General features: G+C 32.5%; 24 protein-coding genes. 18 read left to right on the forward strand and 6 right to left on the reverse strand.

Going from position 1 to position 23741, the window contains the following annotated elements:
* Window positions 1–70 precede the first annotated feature (70 nt).
* Both serC and FS85_RS0101265 read left to right on the forward strand, forming a co-directional pair.
* Window positions 71–1129: a 3-phosphoserine/phosphohydroxythreonine transaminase gene (serC, locus tag FS85_RS0101260; protein WP_010134146.1), complete on the forward strand. Its 1059-nt coding sequence runs from the start codon at window positions 71–73 to the stop codon at window positions 1127–1129.
* A gap of 33 nt (window positions 1130–1162) precedes the next feature.
* The gene (locus FS85_RS0101265; RefSeq protein ID WP_010134147.1) at window positions 1163–2113 is read left to right on the forward strand and encodes a D-2-hydroxyacid dehydrogenase; all 951 of its coding nucleotides are present in this window, start codon (window positions 1163–1165) and stop codon (window positions 2111–2113) included.
* Between the two features lie 52 nt (window positions 2114–2165).
* On the opposite strand, the gene FS85_RS0101270 is transcribed toward FS85_RS0101265, so the two are convergent.
* Window positions 2166–3086, reverse strand: a complete 921-nt coding sequence (locus FS85_RS0101270) for a family 16 glycosylhydrolase (protein WP_010134148.1) — start codon at window positions 3084–3086, stop codon at window positions 2166–2168.
* A gap of 179 nt (window positions 3087–3265) precedes the next feature.
* On the opposite strand from FS85_RS0101270, the gene FS85_RS0101275 reads away from it, so the two are divergent.
* Entirely contained in the window at window positions 3266–3928 is a 663-nt protein-coding gene (locus tag FS85_RS0101275) for a YggS family pyridoxal phosphate-dependent enzyme (RefSeq protein ID WP_010134150.1), read from the forward strand.
* Between the two features lie 106 nt (window positions 3929–4034).
* Here FS85_RS0101275 and FS85_RS0101280 read toward each other — a convergent pair whose 3' ends face one another.
* Entirely contained in the window at window positions 4035–5243 is a 1209-nt protein-coding gene (locus tag FS85_RS0101280; RefSeq protein ID WP_010134151.1) for a multidrug effflux MFS transporter, read from the reverse strand.
* A gap of 81 nt (window positions 5244–5324) precedes the next feature.
* Window positions 5325–6200 (reverse strand): helix-turn-helix domain-containing protein, encoded by an 876-nt coding sequence (locus tag FS85_RS0101285; RefSeq protein ID WP_010134152.1) that lies wholly within the window; start codon window positions 6198–6200, stop codon window positions 5325–5327.
* Between the two features lie 153 nt (window positions 6201–6353).
* Here FS85_RS0101285 and FS85_RS0101290 point away from each other — a divergent pair, with 153 nt between their 5' ends.
* The 7 genes from FS85_RS0101290 to FS85_RS0101325 all read left to right on the forward strand — a co-directional run bounded on the left by FS85_RS0101290 (window position 6354) and on the right by FS85_RS0101325 (window position 12527).
* Window positions 6354–7442, forward strand: coding sequence for an exonuclease domain-containing protein (locus FS85_RS0101290; RefSeq protein ID WP_010134153.1), 1089 nt, complete (start codon window positions 6354–6356; stop codon window positions 7440–7442).
* Window positions 7435–8250 carry an ion transporter gene (locus FS85_RS0101295; RefSeq protein ID WP_010134154.1) on the forward strand — a complete coding sequence of 272 codons (816 nt, stop codon included), beginning with the start codon at window positions 7435–7437 and terminating at the stop codon, window positions 8248–8250. The genes FS85_RS0101290 and FS85_RS0101295 overlap by 8 nt, the downstream gene beginning before the upstream one ends.
* Before the next feature lies 1 nt (window position 8251).
* On the forward strand, window positions 8252–9157 hold the full coding sequence (gene miaA, locus FS85_RS0101300) for a tRNA (adenosine(37)-N6)-dimethylallyltransferase MiaA (RefSeq protein WP_010134155.1): 906 nt from the start codon (window positions 8252–8254) through the stop codon (window positions 9155–9157).
* 239 nt (window positions 9158–9396) lie between these two features.
* On the forward strand, window positions 9397–9846 hold the full coding sequence (locus tag FS85_RS0101310) for a DUF4870 domain-containing protein (protein WP_010134156.1): 450 nt from the start codon (window positions 9397–9399) through the stop codon (window positions 9844–9846).
* A 16-nt stretch (window positions 9847–9862) separates the two neighbouring features.
* The gene (locus tag FS85_RS0101315; protein ID WP_010134157.1) at window positions 9863–10207 is read left to right on the forward strand and encodes a PadR family transcriptional regulator; all 345 of its coding nucleotides are present in this window, start codon (window positions 9863–9865) and stop codon (window positions 10205–10207) included.
* Complete coding sequence (locus tag FS85_RS0101320; RefSeq protein WP_010134159.1) at window positions 10200–11789, forward strand: PspC domain-containing protein; 1590 nt, start codon at window positions 10200–10202, stop codon at window positions 11787–11789. The genes FS85_RS0101315 and FS85_RS0101320 overlap by 8 nt, the downstream gene beginning before the upstream one ends.
* 12 nt (window positions 11790–11801) lie before the next feature.
* The gene (locus FS85_RS0101325) at window positions 11802–12527 is read left to right on the forward strand and encodes a head GIN domain-containing protein (protein WP_010134160.1); all 726 of its coding nucleotides are present in this window, start codon (window positions 11802–11804) and stop codon (window positions 12525–12527) included.
* Between the two features lie 72 nt (window positions 12528–12599).
* On the opposite strand, the gene glmS is transcribed toward FS85_RS0101325, so the two are convergent.
* Entirely contained in the window at window positions 12600–14444 is a 1845-nt protein-coding gene (gene glmS, locus FS85_RS0101330; protein WP_010134161.1) for a glutamine--fructose-6-phosphate transaminase (isomerizing), read from the reverse strand.
* Window positions 14429–16432: a DUF4954 family protein gene (locus tag FS85_RS0101335; RefSeq protein ID WP_010134162.1), complete on the reverse strand. Its 2004-nt coding sequence runs from the start codon at window positions 16430–16432 to the stop codon at window positions 14429–14431. Before FS85_RS0101335 ends, glmS begins: the two co-directional genes overlap by 16 nt.
* A gap of 103 nt (window positions 16433–16535) precedes the next feature.
* Here FS85_RS0101335 and FS85_RS0101340 point away from each other — a divergent pair, with 103 nt between their 5' ends.
* The 8 genes from FS85_RS0101340 to FS85_RS0101375 all read left to right on the forward strand — a co-directional run bounded on the left by FS85_RS0101340 (window position 16536) and on the right by FS85_RS0101375 (window position 23334).
* Entirely contained in the window at window positions 16536–17753 is a 1218-nt protein-coding gene (locus FS85_RS0101340) for a NupC/NupG family nucleoside CNT transporter (RefSeq protein WP_010134163.1), read from the forward strand.
* Window positions 17754–17829: 76 nt separating this feature from the next.
* On the forward strand, window positions 17830–18747 hold the full coding sequence (locus FS85_RS0101345) for a UDP-2,3-diacylglucosamine diphosphatase (RefSeq protein ID WP_010134164.1): 918 nt from the start codon (window positions 17830–17832) through the stop codon (window positions 18745–18747).
* Window positions 18744–19733: a glycosyltransferase family protein gene (locus FS85_RS0101350; protein WP_010134165.1), complete on the forward strand. Its 990-nt coding sequence runs from the start codon at window positions 18744–18746 to the stop codon at window positions 19731–19733. The genes FS85_RS0101345 and FS85_RS0101350 overlap by 4 nt, the downstream gene beginning before the upstream one ends.
* A 224-nt stretch (window positions 19734–19957) precedes the next feature.
* A complete protein-coding gene (locus FS85_RS0101355) occupies window positions 19958–20530 on the forward strand; it encodes a hypothetical protein (protein WP_202797924.1) in 573 nt (190 codons plus the stop codon).
* A gap of 166 nt (window positions 20531–20696) precedes the next feature.
* Window positions 20697–20957 (forward strand): GIY-YIG nuclease family protein, encoded by a 261-nt coding sequence (locus FS85_RS0101360; protein ID WP_160162375.1) that lies wholly within the window; start codon window positions 20697–20699, stop codon window positions 20955–20957.
* A gap of 70 nt (window positions 20958–21027) precedes the next feature.
* On the forward strand, window positions 21028–21546 hold the full coding sequence (locus tag FS85_RS0101365) for a GNAT family N-acetyltransferase (RefSeq protein ID WP_010134169.1): 519 nt from the start codon (window positions 21028–21030) through the stop codon (window positions 21544–21546).
* Between the two features lie 143 nt (window positions 21547–21689).
* The gene (locus FS85_RS0101370) at window positions 21690–22220 is read left to right on the forward strand and encodes a ubiquitin-like protein (protein ID WP_010134170.1); all 531 of its coding nucleotides are present in this window, start codon (window positions 21690–21692) and stop codon (window positions 22218–22220) included.
* Window positions 22221–22368: 148 nt separating this feature from the next.
* Window positions 22369–23334 carry a DUF3887 domain-containing protein gene (locus FS85_RS0101375; RefSeq protein ID WP_010134171.1) on the forward strand — a complete coding sequence of 322 codons (966 nt, stop codon included), beginning with the start codon at window positions 22369–22371 and terminating at the stop codon, window positions 23332–23334.
* Between the two features lie 214 nt (window positions 23335–23548).
* Here the strand turns inward: FS85_RS0101375 and FS85_RS16830 are convergent.
* A partial coding sequence (locus FS85_RS16830; RefSeq protein WP_010134172.1) for a hypothetical protein occupies window positions 23549–23741 on the reverse strand: 193 nt, incomplete at its 5' end.

A 23741-nucleotide genomic window follows, 5' to 3' on the forward strand; every position in this document is an offset into this window, starting at 1 on the left:
TAAATCCATAAACTTAGTCTATAAGCACTCAGAATTTTTAAATTTGTGCTTTCCAAAAATGAAAACCATAATGAAAAAACATAATTTTAGTGCAGGTCCATCAATCCTACCACAAGAAGTATTTGAAAAAGCTAGTAAAGCACTTTTAGATTTTGAAAATACTGGACTTTCTATTATTGAAATATCTCACCGTAGCAAAGAATTTGTAGCAGTATATGATAAAGCAGTTGCATTGGTTAAGGAAATTTTAAACGTACCTGAAACTCACGAAGTTTTATTCTTACAAGGAGGGGCTTCTACTCAGTTTTTGATGACTGCTATTAACTTAATGAAGTCAGAAAATGGAAAAGCAGCATACATTAATACAGGTGCTTGGAGTAAAAAAGCAATTAAAGAAGCAGGATTATTTGGAGAAGTAAATGTTGTGGCTACTTCGGAAGACACCAACCATAACTACATTCCAAAAAATGTAGAAATTCCATCAGATGTAGATTACGTACACATTACTTCAAACAACACCATCTTTGGTACGCAATACAAGTCTTTTCCTGAAACAAATGCTCCATTAGTAGCAGACATGTCATCAGATATTTTTTCTAAACCTATAGACGTATCTAAATTTGGAATTATTTACGCTGGTGCTCAGAAAAATTTAGGTCCTGCTGGGGCTACTTTAGTTATTGTAAAAAAGGACATCTTAGGAAAAACAGGTAGAACAATTCCTTCTATGTTAGACTATCAAATTCACATTAAAGGAGAAAGTATGTTCAACACCCCTCCTGTGTTTGCTATTTACGTTTCTATGTTAAATTTAGAATACTTAAAAGCTAACGGTGGATTAGAAGCTGCAACTAAAAGAAACGAAGAAAAAGCAGCTTTGTTGTACAATGAAATAGACAACAACCCTTCTTTTGTAAATAACGTAGCAAAAGAAGATCGCTCTTTGATGAATGTAGTATTCTTATTAAAAGACGAATCTAAAAATGACGAATTCTTAGCAGCTTGTTCCGAAGCAGGAATCTCTAACGTAAAAGGACACCGTTCTGTAGGAGGTTTTAGAGCTTCTATTTACAATGCAATGCCAATTGAAAGCGTACAAGCTTTAATTGATGTAATGAAAAAATTTTAACGCTTAACGGATAAGCAAATAAACAAAAATAAAATGAAAGTTTTAGCAAACGACGGTTTGGCACAATCGGGTGTTACGGCATTAGAAAATGCTGGATTTGAAGTAATCTTAAACACAGTAGCCCAAGATCAATTAGAAAACTACATCAACGAAAATAATATTGATGTAATTTTAGTAAGATCGGCAACTACGGTAAGACAAGAATTAATTGATGCTTGTCCTTCTTTAAAAATCATCGGACGTGGTGGTGTAGGTATGGACAATATTGATGTGCAATACGCTAAAGACAAAGGTTTACACGTTATTAACACACCTGCTGCTTCTTCGCACTCGGTAGGAGAATTGGTTTTTGCTCACTTGTTTGGTTTGGTACGTTTTTTACAAGATGCCAACAGAAACATGCCTTTAGAAGGTGACACAAAATTTAAACAACTTAAGAAAAACTACGCTAAGGGAGTAGAATTAAAAGGACAAACTTTAGGAGTTATAGGATTTGGACGTATTGGTCAAGCAACAGCTAAAATTGCATTAGGATTAGGAATGAAAGTGATTGCTTTTGATCCTTACTTTGAGAAAGTAGACTTAGATTTAGAATTCTTTGACGGACAAAAAGTAAGCTTTACTATAGAAACAACTTCTAAAGAAGAAGTATTAAAAAATGCTGACTTTGTAACCCTACACGTACCTGCACAAAAAGACTACGTGATTGGTGAAGCAGAATTAAAAATGATGAAAAACACGGCTATTTTACTAAACGCAGCTCGTGGTGGTGTTATAGACGAAGTTGCTTTGATTGATGCTTTAGAAAAAGGAGAAATTGCAAAAGCTGGTTTGGACGTATTTGAAAACGAACCAACTCCATCTATGAAAGTGTTGATGAACCCTAACATTTCATTAACTCCACATATTGGTGCAGCTACTTTAGAAGCACAAGACCGTATTGGAACTGAATTGGCAGATCAAATTATTTCTATTTTGAAATAAATTATACTCTTATACCATAAAAAAATCCCTCACAACCGTGAGGGATTTTTTGTTACTGAATACCTACATAATCTTCGGCATACTTTTTACTTTGTCTTTTTAGTGGTTTTCCTTTGCTCCAATATCTAAAATACTTTACCTGAAACGTTTGGTCTAGCTTACTTTTTTCTGATGGTAATGCTCCAAACCACTTGTTTGATTCGTTATTAAAATTAACCTGCATTGGCTGAAACCAGTGGGTGTTTTTTGCCTCTCTAAATAAAACACCATCCAAATAAAAACGAATAAACTCTTTGTCCCATTCTACTCCCCAAACATGATAATCATCGTGTAAATTAAAAGGAACTTTGTATTTTTTATTCCTGCTAAAATGTTTTTTTACGTTGCCATATTCTTTAGGAGAACGAAATACATGAATGTTAGAATTCAAATCGTTCTGTTGATTTTTGGTCGCTGGTGAATTTTCGCAAAAATCAATTTCTGTCCACCAATCTTTGGTCCCTAAAGAAGCCCAAAAACCAGAAACCCAAGTGTCATCCATCAGTTTCATTTCTGCTTCAAAATAACCATACAATACTTTTTCTTTACTTTTAATAAATCCAGCTGTATGTGTATACCCTTCTGGAAGAATATGATCATCTTTATGTTGATTAATTTTAAAAACTAGCTCTCCATTTTTTAAACTTACATTAGAACCATGAAAATAAGTTGGCTTTCTCCCTTTCCAGCCTGGGTTGTTTGGATACCATTTTTTGGTGTTCAATTTTTTTCCTTCAAACTCATCACTTAATTTTTCAGACAAAATCCAATCATTTTTATTTACCTGATCCGAGAGCGGAAACTTTTGATTAACCCTTTTAGGAGCATTGGTAAAATCTACCTGATTGGTAAAAGTGTGCTTTGGTTTGGTCTGTGCACTTAGACAAGTAACAACTAATAAACTAGCTGCTACTGTAGTTTTTAAATTGATCATTTTTTTTTGATTTGGTTGTTTATTACTGTTTTCTAATCTTTATTAAACATTATAGATTAGATTCGTAAAAATCTCAAAAAAAGAATCCTAAAACCTGAACAATTCAGACAATTACTTGAACAATTTTAAAGAAACACTCCCAAAGATTCCCTTTATATTTGCATAAAAAACAATTCTTTATGAGTATTGCCCAAAATCTACAAAAAATAAGTCAGACACTTCCTCAAGACGTAACCCTTGTTGCTGTTTCCAAAACCAAACCTGTTTCTGATATTCAAGAAGCATATAATGCAGGTCAGAGAGTTTTTGGAGAGAATAAAATTCAAGAAATGGTAGAAAAATATGACGTTCTACCCAAAGATATTTCTTGGCATATGATTGGGCATTTGCAAAGTAATAAAGTGAAGTACATGGCTCATTTTGTAGATTTGATTCACGGAGTAGACAAATTTTCTACGCTGAAAGAAATTAACAAACAAGCAAAAAAACACAATCGAGTAATAAACTGCTTATTACAAGTAAAAATTGCTCAGGAGGATAGTAAATTTGGTTTGTCTCAAGAAGAAGTAAACGAGATATTAAGTTCTTCGGAATATGAAGTAATGGAAAATGTAAAAGTTGTTGGATTGATGGGAATGGCTAGTTTTACAGACGATGAAAATCTAATTAAAAATGAATTTAAAGGGTTATATGCTTTTTTTGACAACTTAAAAAAATTGAACCAAGAGCTTAAAATTATCTCTATGGGAATGAGTGGTGATTATCCTCTAGCAATTCAAGAAGGAAGCAATATGATTCGTGTAGGGAGTGCAATTTTTGGGGCTAGAAATTATCAGAAATAAAAGTCAATAAATTGAAGCTAATTACGAGAAAATTCTAGTGGACTTTTTTTACACAAAGGGCAATTCAAAGAATAATCTCGTAAATCTAGCTACAAATATTGGGGGATTATTGACTGTTTTTATCCAAAGATTTAAATTTTAAGAAAAATAGATTGCCCACCAAAGAACAAATAAACATCCCAACGGCTATTGGAATTAAATTTTCTGTGTGAAAAACCGCAATCAGAGTTCCTATTAAGAACCCCAATAAAAATCTAAAAATACCTAAAGCTCCATTTGCTGTTGCACTTACTTCTGGATTGATTCCTAAAATAATAGCGATACCGTTTCCAAAAATTAATCCTAGACTTCCTATAAAAAGGACCATCAAAACAAAAACATGCCAAAAAGCTGCTCCTAAAAACAAAACTTCAATCCCTAACAACAAACCTGCTGTTAGCTGTAACCAAAGTCCAAATTGCATAATGGTTTTAGGAGTAAATTGTTTTAGCAAAAAGGTATTTAACATCGATAATGTAATGTTTAGTGCTATGTTTGCTCCAAAAATTAAAGGAAAAACAGCAGGATCTACATTAAAATAATCCAAGTATATAAATGATGATGTAGTAATAAACGCATACAATCCCGAAGCAGGAAAACTGATAGCCAGCATAAATATTACCGATTTTTTATCTGATAAAAACAACTTATATTTTCCTACTAGTTGTTTGATTGTTAACTGATGTGTTAGCAGTTCTTTTGATCTAGATTCTGGTACAAAAACAGAAAAAACAACAAATAGAAGCAGTGCACAAATGGTTAAAAAGTAAAAAACCCCTTGCCACTGTACATGTTCGGCAATGTAGGCTCCTATAATGGGAGCAAACAAAGGTGCCAACATCATAATCATCGTGGTAATGGTAATTAATTTAGCTACTTCTTTACCTTTGTACCAATCTCTTATAAACAAATTGGAAGTTACTGTAGCAAAACCTCCTCCAAATGCCTGAAAAACACGTAATAACAACACATACTCTATAGCTGTACATTGCGGAATAATCAATGCAGAAACTCCGTATAAAACAACCCCAATCAGAGCAATTTTTTTTCTACCAAAAGCATCGGATAAAGGTCCTCCCAAAAAATTACCTAAGGAAAAGCCTAAAAAATACATGGTAATGATAAGCTCTATAACATTAAATTCCACTCCAAAAAAAACAGCCATATCTGGCATTGCAGATAAAAACGAATCTATTGCAAAAGGAGACAAAGCAATCAGTGCTGCCATTAATAGAGTAATGGCTACTTTGTTATTTTTGTGTAGGTAATATTTCACTTACTTTTTGTTTTAAGTGTGCAAACTTAAAAAGAAGAAAACAAAGATTATTGACACAAAAACATGTAAAAATGATACTTTTTAGGGTGTATTTCTAAATTGTTTGGGAGTAAGACCTTCGCTATTTTTAAAAAATTTAATCAAATGAGTCGATTCTTTAAAACCTACAATTCTAGCAATTTCATCAATTGTTTTAGAAGTTTGAATTAACAGAGACTTTATTCTTAGAATCTGATAATCCATCACTACTTTTTTTGCAGATTTTCCAGTTGATTTTTTTACACATTCAGACAAATACATGGGGGTAATATTTAGAATTGCAGCATAAGATGCTACGGATTGGTAGCCTGTTTTTTCTTGTAGAATTAATTCTTCAAACAGCAACGTAATTTCTTCGTATCGTTTTAAAGAAATACATCCAGATCGATCTTGAAATATTCGTTTGGTATAGTTTAATAAAATACGCAAATACGATTGTACAATTTCCATACACTGTGGCTCTTGTGCAATGTATTCTTGATACATTTTATCAATCCATTCCTTTATCAACAGTTCCTCCTTTTCTTCTAACTGATAAAAGGGGTTGGTGTTCAGTTTAAAAAAAGGAAAATCTTGCTGAATTTCAAACTGATGTTTGGATGCATACAGAAATTCGGACGTAAAATAAATTCCCACTCCAACCGAATTCTTTTTTCTATTAATAGACAAAGATTGCATAGGAGAAATAAAGCTAATTGAATGACTTAAATTCTGTACCGAGGTATGTCCTATTTGCAAATCGTTGCTGGTTTGCTGATACAGTAAAATTTCGAAAAAACGTTTGTAATGTGGAAAACTATCTATTACTTTGTGTTCGTTGATTTCGTTAAAGTTAAAAATAAAAAAATCAGAAGAAATGGGTTTTCTTGCTATTTCTAGTTCTTTTACTAACTCGGGAATGGTCTGAAAAACTTTCACAAACTTTAACTTTTACATACAAAAATACTACTTCCTTAGATTTTATGACTAGCTCTAATAAAAATCGTCGTTTTTCTCCATTTTTATTATACTATATTTGCTAGTATCTAGTATTATAAAATCTAACTTTGTGGTTACAATAATCTAAACTAAATGTTTGCAATTCTAGACATAGAAACTACGGGAGGAAAATACAATGAAGAAGGAATGACTGAGATTGCTATTCATAAATTTGACGGTACCAAAGTCGTAGAGAAACTCATTACCTTGGTCAATCCAGAAATTCCTATCCAACCTTTTGTTGCCCAACTTACGGGAATCAACAACAAGATGTTGGTAAGTGCTCCTAAGTTTCATGAAGTTGCAAAAAAGATTATAGAAATAACCGAAGATTGTATTTTGGTTGCCCATAATGCCAATTTTGATTATAGAATTTTAAAAATGGAGTTTGCCAGACTGGGTTACAAATACAAAAGAAAAACTTTATGTACGGTAGAACTCAGCCGAAAATTAATTCCAGGACAAGACTCTTACAGTCTGGGAAAACTATGTAGAAGTTTGGGCATACCTATGAGCGATAGACACCGAGCTAACGGAGATGCCATTGCTACAGTAAAACTATTTAAACTGCTTATTAGTAAAGATGTTAAAAAGGAGATTATAAAAAACAACATTAAGGTAGAGGGTAAAAACAATGCTATGTTAACCAACCGTTTGCTAAAAATCTTGGACAAAATGCCCCGAAAAACAGGAACCTTTTATGTACACAATCAGAAAGGAACTATTTTGTATGTAGGCAAAAACCGAAATATCCGAAACGGCGTTAATCAATTATTACTGCGAAAATCTAAACAAGCTAAAAAACTTTTAAAAAACATTCACGATATTTCTTTTGAAGAAACAGGAAGCCTATTACTAGCCTATATTATGGCTTACCAAACCGTAAAAAGCAACAATCCAGAATTCAATAAAATATCCTCAAAAAACATTCCCACCACCGTTTTCAATATACAAAATGCTGTTTTGATAGATCAAGGTAGAATTCCTTCTGAAAAATCTATTTTTTTAATAGAAAACGGAATTTTACAAGGATACGGTTATGTAGATTTAGCTCACCAAATTACCCATATTGATATTATTAAAAACCTCATCACTCCCTTAGACGATAATTTAATTAATAGAGATTTGGTAAAAAAATATTTAGAAAAAGGAAAATTCAAAAAAATCATTCGTTTTGAATAAAGAATCCAAACACTGGAAAGAACAACTGCATGAAATTATCTATGAAGCCGATACACCTGCAGGTAAACTTTTTGATGTAGTACTACTAATACTAATCTTTATTAGTGTTTTAGTTGTAATGTTAGAAAGTGTGGCCCCTTTGCAACAAGTTTACGGAAACTATTTTAACATTGCAGAATGGGTTATTACAGCTTTGTTTACCATAGAATATGTATTAAGAGTTGTTTGTGTAAGAGCTCCTTGGAGCTATATTTTTAGCCTGTATGGTTTGATTGATTTGGCGGCTACCCTTCCCAAATATTTAGGTCTCTTTATCGGAAATACTGAAGCCTTGTTTATTTTAAGAGCTCTGAGATTATTGCGTGTTTTTACCATTTTAAAATTGGTAAGATATGTAGGAGCTTCTAATCATTTAATCAAAGCAATTAGAGCTAGTAGAGCTAAGATCAGTGTTTTTATGTTTGCTGTTATTATACTTTCTATTGTACTAGGTACTCTAATCTATTTGATTGAAGGAAACGCCAATAGTGGGTTCTCTAGCATTCCTAGAAGTATATACTGGGTAGTGGTTACCATGACTACTGTTGGGTATGGAGACATTGCACCGGCCACACCTTTGGGTCAATTTTTTGCGACTTTGGTAATGATTATTGGATACGGAATTATAGCAGTACCTACAGGAATTGTTTCTTCTGAATTGAACGATCAAAAAAAAATAAAAACAAACACACAAGTTTGCCAATACTGCAACGAACCTCATCACGATAACAGAGCAAAATTCTGTCATCAATGTGGAAAAAACTTATAACATGAATTATTTAATTACCGTTGTAGGGCCAACTGCCATTGGTAAAACAGCATTGGCAATACAACTTGCACAACAATACCATACCGAAATTATTTCCTGTGATTCTAGGCAATTTTATAAAGAAATGACTATCGGTACAGCAGTTCCAGAACCCGAGGAATTGGCTGCTGCAAAACATCATTTTATTCAAAACAAAAGCGTACATGATACTTATAGTGTTGGACATTTTGAAAGAGATGCATTGGCTAAGTTAGACCAGCTTTTTACAAAACACAATGTTGTAATTATGGTAGGAGGTAGTGGCCTCTATGTAGATGCCGTTTTACAGGGATTGGATTATTTTCCTAAAGTTAATCCCGAAATTAGAGAAAGTCTAAACCAACAGCTATTAGAACAAGGGTTGGAACATTTGCAAAATCAATTAAAAAAACTAGATCCTGTTACTTATCATGAAATAGCCGTAGACAATCCGCATAGAGTTATAAGAGCATTAGAAGTTTGTATAGGTAGTGGTTTAACCTATAGTTCCTTTAAAAACAAACCCAAACAACCCCGCAACTTTACCTCTATCAAAATAGGTTTAATTGCAGATAGAGAAGTAATGTATGATAGAATTAACCAAAGGGTAGAGATTATGTTTAACAAAGGGCAGTTAAAAGAAGCCCAAAGCTTGATTAGTTTAAAACATCTAAACGCATTGCAAACCGTAGGTTACAGAGAATTATTTGATTATTTTGAAGGAAAAATTAGTCTAGAAACTGCTAAAGAAGAAATTAAAAAAAATACTCGTCGTTTTGCCAAAAGACAATTGACTTGGTTTAAAAAAGACAACACAACTCAATGGTTTGATTATCTTTCTAAAGTAACAGAAATCATTTCTTATATAGATACTCATTTGTCTAAGTAAATTTCTTTTTATACCTCTTCAAAATCAGCTTCTACAGCTGATTTTTTTATTTATAAACTATTTTTTTATTTTTTTTTCAAAAAAAAATAGAGGTTAAAAAAATGTCCTAACCCCTTTAATACACTGAGATTCTTCTACTTTTCACAAAAGAAACCAAAAAACAAAAAGTACTTTGTTTTGCATAGTACCACAATATTACATAGATTTGTGTCATCAACAAAACCAAAATTCTATCAATCATGAAAAAAAATACGGAAAACACAAATGCACTTTTGTTACATCTTAGTGCATTTTGCAACTTTATTTTTCCTTTTGGTGGTGTTATTGTTCCCTTAATCTTATGGCAAACCAAAAAAGGAGAAAGCGAATTTTTAGACACGCAAGGAAAAGAAGTTGTTAACTTTAACTTAAGTTTCTTACTCTATCAAACATTTATTATTTTATGTTTAGGTATGGTTTTTATAGCAACGTTTGCCAATCACTGGTCGTTGTTAAAAAACATAGTAATCGACGATCGTTTTGATGTAGAAATGTACCTACAAGACCATCACTTTTTTATTCCTTTTGTATTTATGTTAGTCTGCGGAATGTTCGTTTTTATTAAGAGTGCTCTAATTCTTATTGGTGCTTTAAAGGTAAAAAACGGAGAAGCCTATAAGTATCCACTAACTTATACATTTATTAAATAACCTAGAAAAAACCTTTATGAAGATTGAAAACACTAAAGCACAAATGCGAAAAGGGGTTTTGGAATACTGCATTCTTTCCATTCTAAAAAATGGAGATGCATACACTTCAGAAATCTTATCGTCGTTAAAAAATGCAGAAATGATTGTGGTAGAAGGTACTATATATCCCCTACTAACCCGATTAAAAAACGCTGGATTGCTAAGCTACAGATGGGAAGAATCTACCTCTGGCCCTCCAAGAAAATATTATGTATTAACCGAAAACGGAAGTATTTTTTTAAAAGAATTGCATCAAACTTGGGGCAATTTAGTCAATGCAGTAAACCAAATTACAAGTACCAAAAACAAAGAAAATGAATAAGACAATCAACATAAATTTAGGGGGATTCTTTTTCCATATTGATGAACCTGCCTATCATATATTAAAAAAATACTTAGAAGCCATTGCCAACTCTCTAAGTGATGATCCCAATGGTAAAGATGAGATTTTAGCCGATATTGAAGCTAGAATTAGCGAATTGTTATCCGAAAAAATTCAGGACAACAGACAAGTTGTAAACGAAGAGGACATACAAAGCATTATAAAAATTATGGGGCAACCCGAAGATTATGCAGATGTGGATGAAGGATACACAGAGTATCATTCTTCTTACCAAAGAAAAAGTACTGTTTCTAAAAAAATGTTTAGGGATGGAGATGATAAGTTTTTAGGTGGAGTTGCTTCAGGAATTGGACACTATTTTAATGTTGATGCTATCTGGATTCGTATCTTGTTTATTTTACTGTTACCAGCAGGCGGTTTTAGTGTGTATACTTATATTATTCTTTGGGTATTGGTTCCCGAAGCAAAAACCACAGCAGAAAAACTGCAAATGCAAGGCGAACCAGTGAATATTGACAATATTGAAAAAAAAATTAGAACCGAGTTTGAAAATGTTAGCAACAAAATAAAAAATGCAGATTACAGTGGTGCCAAATCGGTGTTTCAAAATTTTATAGATGTTTTAGGAAAAATTCTTTTACGCTTTTTTCAGCTTATCAGTAAGTTTATCGGAATTGTACTTATCCTTTTGTCTATCGTTCTTTTAGTTGCTTTTATCATTAGTGCTTTTTCATTTAGTACGCTAGAATTTATTGGACTTAATGAAGGTTTGATGAGCAACTTACCCTTTATCTATCAATCTGTATTACCTAGCTGGCTGCTTTACACTTGTTTGTTTGTAGCTATTGGAATTCCTCTAAGTATGGTCTTTTATTTGGGAACTAGAATTGTGTCTAAGTCGGTAAAGCAAATGAGTAAAGTAGTGTCTTTAACCCTTTTAGGAATTTGGATTGTATCTTTCTTAATACTTGTATTTACAGGAGTAGAATACCATTCTCAAAACGCATATAACGGCTCTAAAGTATATAGCAACACCTTACCTATTACTCCAAAAGACACGCTTTCCATCAAAATAATTAACAACGACAACTTGTTTTTTCAGAACAGATTGTATCGAAATAACGATCAAACATTAGTAACAAGCAACGGGGAAGAAAAAATATACAGCAATCACTTATATTTTGACATTAAAAAAAGTGAAAACGATAGCATTTACCTAAAAATCAGAAAAAAATCTGAAGGAAGTAACCATCAAAACGCAATAGAAAATGCCGATGCGATTGACTACAACTACCAATTAAACAACAAACAACTGGTTTTAGACAGCTATTTTTTAAGTCCCATACAAAATCGTTTTAGAAACGAATCTATTACAATAACCCTATACATAACCAACGGAACAACTCTTTATTTAAATAATTCAACACGAAATTTTATCAACCATTATCCAAACACCAAAGGAGTCAATATTTCCAAATTGATTGACCACCATTTGCTTATGACTCCTTCTGGATTGGATTGTACAGACTGTAACATTCAAACCTCCAATACTAACATTTAAAAAATTCTAATGATGAAAAATTTTAACATCCCATCTATCTTTGTTTTAATTCTACCTTTTTTGTTGATGAGCTGTGCAGCAGATTTTAACAGCAAAATAAGAGGTGACGGAAATACCATAACCAGAACAAGAACAACCTACAGACCTTTTGACAAAATTTCTGTAGCCGAAGGAATTCAACTACACATTAAACAAGACGATGAACAAAAAATTAAGGTTCAAACTGATGAAAATTTACAGGAATATATCAAAACTGAGATTGAAAACCGTCAATTAAAAATCTATGTAGATGAAACCATCAAACCAACAGACAGCAAAACAGTTTGGGTTTCACTTCCTGAAATTATAAGCATACATGCTTCTAGCGGAAGTTATGTTCAGTCTGAGAGCACCTTATTTAGCGATGATTTAAAAGTAAAAGCCTCTAGTGGAGCTACGGTAAAACTTTCTGTAAATACCCAGAATTTAACAGCAGCAAGTAGTAGCGGAAGTGCTATAGAACTAATTGGAAAAACCAACCTGTACCAATGTAACTCTAGTAGCGGAAGCACTATCAATTCTTTTGATTTGACCAGTAAAACAACAACTGCTAAGGTTAGTTCTGGTGCATCTATACGTGTATTTGCAACCGAACAGTTACACCCTATAGCTAGTAGTGGCGGACATATAAAGTACAAAGGAACTCCCACCATAGAAAATTTTAAGACTTCTTCTGGAGGTCGTATTTCTCAACCTTAATCTATCTATTCTAACCCAAAAAAGCTGTCCATGTTGGACAGCTTTTTTATTTTTAATTGTAAGGTAACTTATTTATTCTACTGTTACTGATTTTGCTAAATTTCTTGGCTGATCTACATTACATCCTCTATAAACAGCAACATGATACGAAAATAATTGCAAGGGAACCACAGCAATAATAGGCTGTAAAATATCCGAAACCCTTGGCACTTTAAACACAAAGTCTGCGGTGTGAGTCATCTCATCATCATCTTCATTAACAACTGCTACAATAGGCCCTTTTCTTGCTTTAATTTCCTGTGCATTAGAAACTAATTTGTCATAGAAATTATTGTTGGTTGCAATCATCAATGTAGGTAAAGACTCTTCTATTAAGGCAATGGGTCCATGTTTCATTTCTGCTGCGGGATATCCTTCTGCATGTATGTAGGAGATTTCTTTTAGCTTTAGTGCTCCTTCTAAGGCTATAGGGAAATTAATACCTCTTCCTAAAAATAAAAAACTTGAAGATTTTACAAAGTTTTTAGCTACAGACTTTATATGCTTTTCTGTATTTAAAACTTTGTTGACTTCTAGTGGTAATGATTTTATCTCTTTAACCAAACCATCTGCGGTGTCTTTAGAAATGGTTCCTCTTTCTAAACCTAATTGAATTCCTAATAAGGTAATTACTGCAACTTGGGCTGTAAAAGCTTTGGTAGAAGCTACTCCAACCTCTGCACCAGCATAAGTGTAGGCTGTAAAATCGCATTCTCTAGACATAGAAGAACCAAACACGTTACAAATACAAAAAGTAGTTGCTCCCATAGATTTAGAATAGCGCAAAGCAGCCAAAGTATCAGCTGTTTCTCCAGATTGAGAAATAGCCATTACTATATCTTCATCAGTAATAATTGGGTTTCTATACCTAAACTCTGAAGCATATTCTACCTCGACAGGAATTCTTGCCAACTCTTCTATTACATATTCACCCACAATTCCAGCATGCCAAGAGGTACCACAAGACACAATGATGATACGCTTGGCTTTAATTAATTTTTCTTTTAGTTCTTCTAATTTGTCAAAACTAATTTGGGTATTCTCATTATTTAAATGACTGTACAAAGTATTCTCTATGGTACTAGGCTGCTCAAAAATTTCTTTAAGCATGTAGTGCTCATATTTTCCTTTGTTGACTTGATTCAAATCTAAGTCAATATTTTTGACTTTGTAACCTTTAGTAACTCCGTAAATATCTTGTACTTTTAGTTTTTTACCTCTTTCTAAAGTAACAACTTCATCATCGTTTAAATAGACTAAAGATTGGGTATGCTCTACAATAGGAATAGCATCAGAAGCCACATAAAACTCATCGTTGGTATCTGTAACCCCTATAGCCAAAGGACTACCTTTGCGTGTTACTACCATTTTATTGGGCTCTTTTTTATCTAAAACAGCCAAGGCATATGCTCCGTTTACTGATTGCAATGCTTTTTTAAGAGCATCTTCAATATTTAATTGATTTTTATCCTGTATGTACTGAATGTAATTCACCAATACTTCGGTATCTGTCTGACTTAAAAAATGAAAGCCTTTTCTTATCAACTCATCTTTTAGAAATTTATAATTTTCTATAATCCCATTATGGACTAAAATTATTTCACCGTTGTTAGACGTATGCGGATGTGCATTTTCTTGCGTAGGTTCTCCGTGTGTTGCCCATCTTGTATGAGCAATTCCAGTAGTAACTTGTTTTACTTTAGCATCTATAATAGCTTCTAAATTGCTAACCTTTCCTGATTGTTTGTACACCAAAAAATCATTTTCCAACACCGCTATTCCTGCACTATCATACCCTCTGTATTCTAGTTTTTTTAGCCCATTTACTAATATAGGTGCTGCTTCTTTACCACCTATATATCCTACAATTCCACACATCTTTTTATTCCTTTTATTTGTGTAATTATTTTTGTTCCAAGTTTCTCCATCAACTCAGAATCGTTTAAAATTTCTACTACGGTTGAGTTCTTTTCAAACTCACCTCTTACATTAATAAAGTCTGCCAGTCGGTCATCTTCATCTCCGTCGGCACCAAAGCCAATATGTTTATGCAAGTCAAACTCTTTGCTTGCATCTTTGTATAGTAAGTTGTTTAACTCCACTACTGCTTCTCTCCACTGATCTACAATAAAAATAAGATCGTCTTTGGTTATGCTTTGAACATCTATCATATAAAATTCATACAACATATTTACGGTCCACCCCCATAAGTACGAGTCGTAGTTTTCATGAATTTCTTGCAAGCCTTCATGAATTTTTTCTATCGAATCAATCTCATGGTTTTGTACTTTGGTAATCACGTTTTCCAAAGCACTTTTAGGACAAATCATTCCAGCAATATCTACCCACTTTTCATTTCCTATTGTAGAAGTTGGCTTTAGTATTTCTCTTAATTTTTTCTCGGAACGAATATGAATTCCTAAAATTTTACTAATCACCACTCCTCCTAAATACTTTTGCAAAATACGTGTATACAAACGAATTCCTTTAATCAGACTAGATTTTTTTATCACCATATCTCTAAAAGTATATTGTACAGAATCTTTGTCAGAATTTTCTAAAATTCTGTTCAAATGCTCTAAGCCAATTGCTACCTTAGAAATTGTATACGGACTAATGGCGTTAAAATTAACAATATCCAATCTTCCTTCTTTGGATCTTTTGTCTCTTTTTGGCCATTTTTGCATATCCCTTACCACACCCACACTTTTTAGGTTGGCTCCGGGTATTAAATAACTTTTATTATCGTTTTCTATCAAATAAGAAAATGGAAAATCAGAAGAATCTACATGCTTGTAATGACGTCCCATAATTAGCGTAAAGGCTCCTATTTTTGAAGGCCACAAAACATAGGAGTTACTTGTTGTTTTTGCTCCCCTACTCATAATTCCCTGATGGATAGGCCCCAGCTTGTACATATGGTTACTTTGGTTAGACCCACTACCCGCATTCATAAAAGAAAACAAACCAGCAATTAATAAAGTAGATTTGTGATGGGTTACTGTATAAGGTCCAGCAAAAATAGAACATGCCTCTCCATTAAATCCTTGCGAATTGGCAAAAAACACCGAATGGTCTATTGCGTATTGTTTGTCTATTCTACATCCTTGACCAATAAAACAGTCTGACAAAAACGAAGCGTTGTCTATAAAAGAATCACTAGAAATAATAAAATTAATAACTTTTACATCGGTACCAATATATACTCTTGCATCGTTTCTAGAGTTGATAGATCCATTTTTTAAAAGAGAAACGGAACGAATAACTGCATTGTCTCCAATGGCTACATCTTTTATAGTATCGGTATTTAGAATTTTTACGTTGTCTCCAATCGTTCCTGTATCCGATGCTATCGATTGTGTATATTCATCTACCATTTTTAAAATGGCAGTTACCAATTCTGTTTTATGTCTATACAATGCTAAAAAATAAGCTATCTGTGCCGAGAGTTTGTTAAAAATTGGAATTTCTCTTCCTCCTCCTTCATTAATTACATCTACCTTAATACCATTACCAAAGGTAGAAACTCCATCTACAGCAATAATACCTACATTGTAGATCAATACGTTTTCACCAATATTATAATTCGCTATATAACTCCTAACGTTAGAAATATAAGGATTGTCTCCAATGCTACAGTTGTGCAAGTGCACTTTTTCTATAACATTTTTCTTTTCTATACCTCCGTAAAAAGTTCTGGAACCTTCTATGCTTCCTAGGTAATTTTTTCCAGAAAAAGTTACACGCTTAACTTTAGAGAGATCTGTGGATTTTTTTATGTACAAAAGCGACCAATCATCGGAGGAACATCCTTGTGACTGTAGCTGTTCTATGTCTTTTTGGGATACTGATATGTAATTTTTCAAGTAAAAACCAATTTATGTTAATCAAATATAGAAAAACGACTACATAATAAAAGAACTAAATGTTAAAAAAAAACTATTTTTAGCCTCAAATAAAACATGTATTATGCAGCAGTATATCGGAGTGGTAGGAATTTTACTCCTTTTATCAATTGCCTATCTTATGAGCAACAATAAGAAGGCTATTTCGTTTAGAACCGTATTGTGGGGATTGGGTTTACAAATCATTTTTTCTTTGGTTATATTAAAAACAAAAATTGGACTTCCCTTTTTCTCCTTTTTCGATAAAACTATCAAAAAATTACTAGAATATGCCGATAAAGGTGGAGATTTTTTATTCTCGTCTTTTGTAACTGGTGCAGTAGAAGCTCCTATTATAAATTTTGCTGTTAGAGTACTCCCAACCATTGTTTTCTTTTCTGCCTTAATGGCTTTCTTTTATCATTTAGGAGTAATGCAATGGATCGTAAAATTAATTGCCAAAGTGTTTCAAAAAACCATGAAAACCAGCGGTAGCGAAACGCTAAGTGTAGTAGGTAGTATTTTTGTTGGGCAAACCGAAGCTCCTTTGCTTGTAAAACCTTATGTAAAAAACATGACCAAATCGGAATTAATGACCGTAATGGTAGGTGGATTTGCAACTGTAGCGGGTGGAGTAATGGCCATTTATGTAAAAATGCTACACAATTTGCCCAATATAGCAGGGCATTTAATGGCTGCCTCTATTATGAGTGCTCCTGCTGCCATTATTGTAGCAAAAATTATTTATCCCGAAACTGAAAAATCAGAAACTGCAGGAAGTTTAAAAACCAAAGTTAAAAAAACAGCCAACAATAGTATAGAGGCTATTGGTGATGGTGCAGTAGACGGTTTAAAACTAGCCGCAAATATTGCTGCAATGATTATTGCCATTGTAGGTATGGTAGCTATGATTGATGGACTGTTAAGCTTTTTTGATTCTTCTTTAGCAGAATTACTAGGGTTTGTTTTTCAACCCCTTGCCTATTTAATGGGAATTCCGTGGAATGAAGCTCACATGTTTGGAACCCTATTGGGTGAGAAAATCGTATTAACAGAATTGATTGCTTATAAAGATTTGGCCATTCTAAAAAACGACAACAAAATATCAGAACGCACAGCCATTATTGCCAGCTATGCTTTGTGTGGCTTTGCCAATTTTGCTTCTATCGGAATACAAATGGGAGGAATTAGTGCTATTGCTCCTAATCGTAAAAAAGACATCTCTAAATTGGTCTTAAAAGCGATGGCAGGAGGTGCTATTGCTTCTTGGCTTACCGCTTGTTTGGCAGGTTTAATTTTATAGTGTTTTAAATTTAACTTTTAATTAAGTTGCTTTTAACACATATAGCATACGTTTGCCAGATAAAGTATTGTGTACCATGTCTTCAGCAAACAAAAAACCGAAAAGAAAAGTAGATGTCGTTGTAATTTCGGATGTTCATTTAGGAACATATGGCTCTAGAGCAAAGGAGTTGTTAAACTATCTAAAAACTATAGAGCCTAAAAAACTAATCCTAAACGGAGATATTATTGATATCTGGCAATTTAAAAAAAGATACTTTCCAAAACCTCATATGAAAGTGATTAAATACATCACTTCTTTAGTTACCAAAGGGGTTGATGTATACTATATTACAGGAAACCACGATGAAATGCTGCGTAAATTTGTTGGTTTCGAAATTGGAAATTTTCAACTGGTAAACAAACTGGTATTAGAACTAGACGGCAAAAAAGCATGGTTTTTTCATGGAGATGTGTTTGATGTTACCATGCAACATTCCAAATGGTTGGCAAAGCTAGGTGGCGTAGGCTACGATTTGCTAATTATGATCAATACCTTTGTAAACTGGTTTAGTGAAAAAATTTTAGGAAGAGGACGTATTTCTTTTTCTAAAAAAATTAAAAACAGCGTAAAATCTGCTGTCAAACACATCAACAGTTTTGAAGATACTGCGGCCGAAATTGCCTTTCAGAACGAATACGATTACGTTATTTGCGGACACATACATCAGCCACAACAACGCAACATTTTAAACACCAACAATCCAGAACAATCGGTAGAATATTTAAATTCTGGTGACTGGATTGAAAATTTAACAGCGTTAGAGTACCATCAAAAAAAATGGAAAATCTACTCGTATCAAAATGATGCCATTGCACAAAAACTAGGTCCCACCGATCACGACACAGACAATGATTTAGGAAAAGCAGACTTAAAAAACAAAGACCTTTTTAACGAGCTGATTAAGGAAATCAACGTAATAGGAGAAAAAAGCATACAAAATAAAAGCGTATGAAAGTTTTGTATGCCATACAAGGAACCGGAAACGGTCATTTAAGTCGTGCCAGAGACATTGTTCCCATCTTACAAAAAAAAGTAGATTTAGATTTGTTGGTTAGCGGTGTACAAGCCGATGTAAAACTTCCTTTTAAAATCACATATCAATTAAAAGGATGGAGTTTTATCTTTGGAAAAAAAGGAGGTGTGGATTTGTTAAAAACCTATAAAAATTCAGACTTTAGAAAGTTCAGAAAAGAAATAAATCAACTACAAATAGAACAGTACGATTTGGTTATAAACGATTTTGAACCCGTATCTGCATGGGCTGCCAAGCTACACAAAATTCCCTGTATATCTCTCAGTCATCAAGCTGCTGTAAAAGCCAAAGAAAGTCCCAAACCCAAAGAAAGAGACCGATTGGGTGAACGTATTCTTAAACACTACGCTCCTACTACAGATTATATTGGTTTTCATTTTAAAAAATACAATGCCAATATTTACACCCCTGTAATTAGAGGCCAAATAAGAAGCCTACAACCTACCGTAAAAAGCCATTATACGGTATACTTGCCCGCATATGGTGATGACAAACTGATTGAATTCTTTAAGCAATTGCCAAACACCCAGTGGCATATTTTTTCTAAGCATACAAAAAACGCCTATACAGTAAAAAACCTACAAATAACCCCAGTAAACAACAAAGCGTTTTTAAAAAGTTTTGAAAGCTGTAGCGGAATTATTTGTGGTGCAGGTTTCGAAACTCCTGCCGAAGCTCTTTTTCTACAAAAAAAGTTGTTGGTAATACCTATGAAAAACCAGTACGAACAACAATGCAATGCTGCTGCCTTGCAACAACTACAAGTACCTGTACTTAAAAAACTAAAAAAGAAAGCACTACCAATTGTACAACAATGGTTGGAACAAAAGCAAAAACTAACCGTAGAATACCCTAACCAAACAGAACAAATAATAGATACTCTTTTAAAAAAATACCAGAAATAAATCGCTACTAACAACCAAACCTAGCTAGTTTTTTTGCTATGCAGTCTGTACATGTTTTAGCCAGACATTTATCGTATATATCCATACGTTTTTAAAGGTTTCTTTTATATTTGAGGGTCCAACAAAAACGTTTTTATTGGACGTTGTAATGCATTTGATTAATGACGCATAAATTTAAAGCTAGGCTAAAAAAAATAATTGATACTTCTTTTGACCTTCTAGAAATGAAAATTGCTAACGGTGGAATTATATCTAAGAATGAAGCTTCTTTTCAACTCGAACTTGCATACATCTTAAAAGTTGTTGGACAATTGTATGAATTTCACCCTAGTGAAAAATTTCATTTAGAATTAGAGAATACTATTCAATTAAAATCAAAAAGCCGTAAAAGTAAAACTGACAAAGCTAGAATTGATATTTATCTCGAATTTGGAAATGAAAACGAAAAAATTAATTCGGCAATTGAATTAAAGTTTCTAAAGAAAAAAAATCATAGAGAACCAAATAATAGATATGATATTTTCAAGGATTTGGCTAATCTCGAAGATTACAAAGAAAACGGAATTGAATTGTGCTATTTCTATATTTCCACCAACCATTCTCATTATGTAAATCAAAATGAATACTCTGAAAACACAAGAGATTTTGATTTTAGAGATGGAAAAGAATATATAGCAGGAACAAAACTTGAATACAAAACTGAAAAACCTTACGGTAAACCAATTTGTCTAAAGACGAACTATAAATTTAATTGGAAATCAATTGAAAACTTATATTTTATGAAATTAGAAATATAAAAAACATATTACAACAAAACCAAACACATAAATCTAAGCCGTGACAATACAAGAACTTAACAATAATACTAAATTCTATAAAATTGGAATTTATAGATTGATTGACAACAATCTTAAATGCGAATATTTCGTAAAAAAGACAGAAAGAAAATCTATTGTTTATGTTATGACTATTAACGACGAAATAAAATATATAGGTAAATCAATCCAAGGATATAGTAGACCATTATCATATGACAAAAATAAAGTAATGGTCAAGGTAAGAAATGGAATAAAGTTAGCATGTAAAAATAACCAAAGTGTAGATGTATATGCAAGAAGTGAAAATTTATCTATGGAATTTGAAAAGCTTAATATTATAGAAGCATATGAACAAGCTTTAATTCAACTTGTTAGACCTGAATGGAATAGTCATATTCAAAAATAAAACGTAGTACAACACCAGCCAAACCGTTGTATTTAATGCCTAGAAAACGGCTAGAATTAAAGTTTAAAAAATGGATAAAAATTTTCCGACAATAAAAACAAATCGACTTCTGTTACGTGAAATAACTGATTTTGATCTTGAAAATATTTTCAACGGACTTTCAAACCCAAAAGTTATTCAACATTACGGAATTAGTTTTAACAATTTGGATGCTACAAAAGAACAAATGATTTGGTTTGCAGATAAAAAACAAATGTGGTGGGCTATTTGCTCTCTTGATAACCAAACTTTTTACGGAGCAGGTGGATTAAATGACATAAACAATCAAGAACATAAAGCTGAAATTGGACTTTGGTTACTACCAGAGTTTTGGGGCAAAGGAATTATGAAAGAAGTTTTACCTTTGATTTCTGATTTTGGATTAAAAAAACTCAAACTAAATAGAATCGAAGGGTTTGTTGAGACTGATAATGTAAATTGCAAAAATGCGATGTCTAAACTTGATTTCAAAAATGAAGGAACAATACAAAACTATGAAATAAAAAACGGAAAACTAATAAGTGTTGATGTATATGTCAAAACAAATTAGTTTGCGGAAATCCATACACACAAAAATGCACAAACACCATTGCTATTCAATTAATTAAATCAAAAAAAAACATTAATACGCAACGAGCCATACATAAACTCATCAGCAAACATCACAACAACAACAACCAATACAATTAACAAATGAAACAAATTTACTTTTTTATTTTATTCTCTTTTTTATCATTCAATGTATCAGCAATGCTAATATTTGTAAGAACTTCAACTGATAAAACCATAACATTAGACGTTGACCCCAGTGATAGCGTTGAAAACATCAAAGCCAAAATTCAAGACAAAGAAGGAATTCATCCAGACCAACAAACATTGATATTTGCTGGTAGAGAACTTGAAACTGGAAAAACTTTATCTTATTACAATATTCAAAAAGAGAGCATACTTCACTTAGTAATCAATACGCTAAGTATTGCAACCAACACCAAAAAAAATACACTGCTTAGCTTATATCCCAATCCTTCAAATAATTATATCATAATTTCAGGATTAAATAAAAATCAAAACTACTCTATTTACAACACCGTCGGAGTTAAAATAAAAGAAGGAATAGTATACAATCAAGAAAAAATAAACATCCAAAATTTAAGTGATGGAGTTTACTTCTTAAAGCTAACAAATGGAAAAACTCTTAAATTCATAAAAAACAACACTCCATAAATATTGCCAACAATATACAATCACTAATTAAAGTAAGTAGAATTGTGTTCTAATCTGCTGGGAACTTAACTAAAATTAATTAACTTTAAACCAACCAATTAACAATTAATACATTCCTTTCCCAAAACTGTAATACATCTAAGTACAAATGAAAAAAACAACTCTTATTTTATTGATTTTAGTACCAATACTAAGTTTTGGACAAGCAGAAAAAGAAAACGCAAAAAAAATTTCAGCTGAATTTGAAAAACATTTTAACTCAGAACACTACCAAACAATTTTCAACCTATTCTCTCCCGAAATGAAGGATGCTTTACCCTTAGAAAAAACCATAGACTTTCTAAAAGGACTCAAAACTCAAGCAGGCAACATTCAACAAAGAGAATTCGTAAACTATCAAAACACTTACGCTTCGTATAAAACAACTTTCCAAAAAGCTGTTTTCTTAATCAACATTTCCATCAACAGCAATGCAAAAATCAATGGCTTTTTTATCAAACCCTATACAGAAAACAATCTCTCTACTTTAAAAAGAAATAAAACCAAGCTAATTTTACCATTCAATGGTTTGTGGACAGTATTTTGGGGTGGAGATACTAAAGAAGTAAACTATCATGTAACCAACAAAGCTCAAAAAAACGCATTCGACATTCTTATTACAGATAAAAATGGAAAAACCTTTAAAACTGATGGAAAAACAAATGAAGATTACTACGCTTTTGGTAAAAAAATTAGTGCACCTTGCAATGCAACAGTCGTTTTAGTAGTTAATGGAATAAAAGACAATACACCAGGCGAACTAAATCCAATGTACGTACCAGGAAACACAGTAATTCTTAAAACAAAAAATAATGAATATTTATTTTTTGCTCACTTTAAGCAGCACTCTATTGCTGTAAAACAAGGTCAAAACGTTAAGCAAGGAGACTTATTAGGACTTTGTGGTAATTCAGGTAATTCTTCAGAAGCACATCTTCATTATCATATTCAAAATACAGAAGATATGAACAAAGCTACAGGGATAAAATGTTATTTTAACCAAATAATTGTGAATGGAGAATTAAAAAACGACTACTCACCAATTAAAGGAGATAAAATTAAAAACAAATTATAGCCACTACCTAATATGTATGTAGGATAAAAACTGCATTTTAAAGTCAACAATAGCTCTGCAACTACTTTACGAAATCTTACAACTAGCAAATTAAGTTCCAGAATCCTTATTTACCTATTGGGAAGTCCTAAACAAATAATAGGAAATACAATTTTGACCGTGGGAAACAAAAAACAGTGTCGTGTTGACCTTTATTGATGTTGGGAAGTCCTTTTTAAGCTGCAAAGGCACAATTTAGAGTCATAACACCCCCTAAAACAGTAATAGAAAAGGTACAAATATATGCAAAGACTAACAAAACCATTACAAAGACTTTAAAAACAGTAATAGGAAAGGTACATTTGCTTGCAAAGCATGGCAAAACTGCTGCAATACCCTTTATTTTTACCAAAATAAGTCCAAAAAAC

This window comes from Ochrovirga pacifica (assembly GCF_000220525.1).
GTDB classification, from domain to species: Bacteria; Bacteroidota; Bacteroidia; order Flavobacteriales; family Flavobacteriaceae; genus Ochrovirga; species Ochrovirga pacifica.

Bases quoted from the DNA above. Each gene is read 5' to 3' on its own strand.
- serC (WP_010134146.1), top strand. From the start codon at position 71: ATGAAAAAACATAATTTTAGTGCAGGTCCATCAATCCTACCACAAGAA.
- FS85_RS0101265 (WP_010134147.1), top strand. From the start codon at position 1,163: ATGAAAGTTTTAGCAAACGACGGTTTGGCACAATCGGGTGTTACGGCA.
- FS85_RS0101270 (WP_010134148.1), bottom strand. From the start codon at position 3,086: ATGATCAATTTAAAAACTACAGTAGCAGCTAGTTTATTAGTTGTTACT.
- FS85_RS0101275 (WP_010134150.1), top strand. From the start codon at position 3,266: ATGAGTATTGCCCAAAATCTACAAAAAATAAGTCAGACACTTCCTCAA.
- FS85_RS0101290 (WP_010134153.1), top strand. From the start codon at position 6,354: ATGTTTGCAATTCTAGACATAGAAACTACGGGAGGAAAATACAATGAA.
- miaA (WP_010134155.1), top strand. From the start codon at position 8,252: ATGAATTATTTAATTACCGTTGTAGGGCCAACTGCCATTGGTAAAACA.
- FS85_RS0101310 (WP_010134156.1), top strand. From the start codon at position 9,397: ATGAAAAAAAATACGGAAAACACAAATGCACTTTTGTTACATCTTAGT.
- FS85_RS0101315 (WP_010134157.1), top strand. From the start codon at position 9,863: ATGAAGATTGAAAACACTAAAGCACAAATGCGAAAAGGGGTTTTGGAA.
- FS85_RS0101320 (WP_010134159.1), top strand. From the start codon at position 10,200: ATGAATAAGACAATCAACATAAATTTAGGGGGATTCTTTTTCCATATT.
- FS85_RS0101325 (WP_010134160.1), top strand. From the start codon at position 11,802: ATGAAAAATTTTAACATCCCATCTATCTTTGTTTTAATTCTACCTTTT.
- glmS (WP_010134161.1), bottom strand. From the start codon at position 14,444: ATGTGTGGAATTGTAGGATATATAGGTGGTAAAGAAGCAGCACCTATA.
- FS85_RS0101340 (WP_010134163.1), top strand. From the start codon at position 16,536: ATGCAGCAGTATATCGGAGTGGTAGGAATTTTACTCCTTTTATCAATT.
- FS85_RS0101345 (WP_010134164.1), top strand. From the start codon at position 17,830: ATGTCTTCAGCAAACAAAAAACCGAAAAGAAAAGTAGATGTCGTTGTA.
- FS85_RS0101350 (WP_010134165.1), top strand. From the start codon at position 18,744: ATGAAAGTTTTGTATGCCATACAAGGAACCGGAAACGGTCATTTAAGT.
- FS85_RS0101355 (WP_202797924.1), top strand. From the start codon at position 19,958: ATGAAAATTGCTAACGGTGGAATTATATCTAAGAATGAAGCTTCTTTT.
- FS85_RS0101360 (WP_160162375.1), top strand. From the start codon at position 20,697: ATGACTATTAACGACGAAATAAAATATATAGGTAAATCAATCCAAGGA.
- FS85_RS0101365 (WP_010134169.1), top strand. From the start codon at position 21,028: ATGGATAAAAATTTTCCGACAATAAAAACAAATCGACTTCTGTTACGT.
- FS85_RS0101370 (WP_010134170.1), top strand. From the start codon at position 21,690: ATGAAACAAATTTACTTTTTTATTTTATTCTCTTTTTTATCATTCAAT.
- FS85_RS0101375 (WP_010134171.1), top strand. From the start codon at position 22,369: ATGAAAAAAACAACTCTTATTTTATTGATTTTAGTACCAATACTAAGT.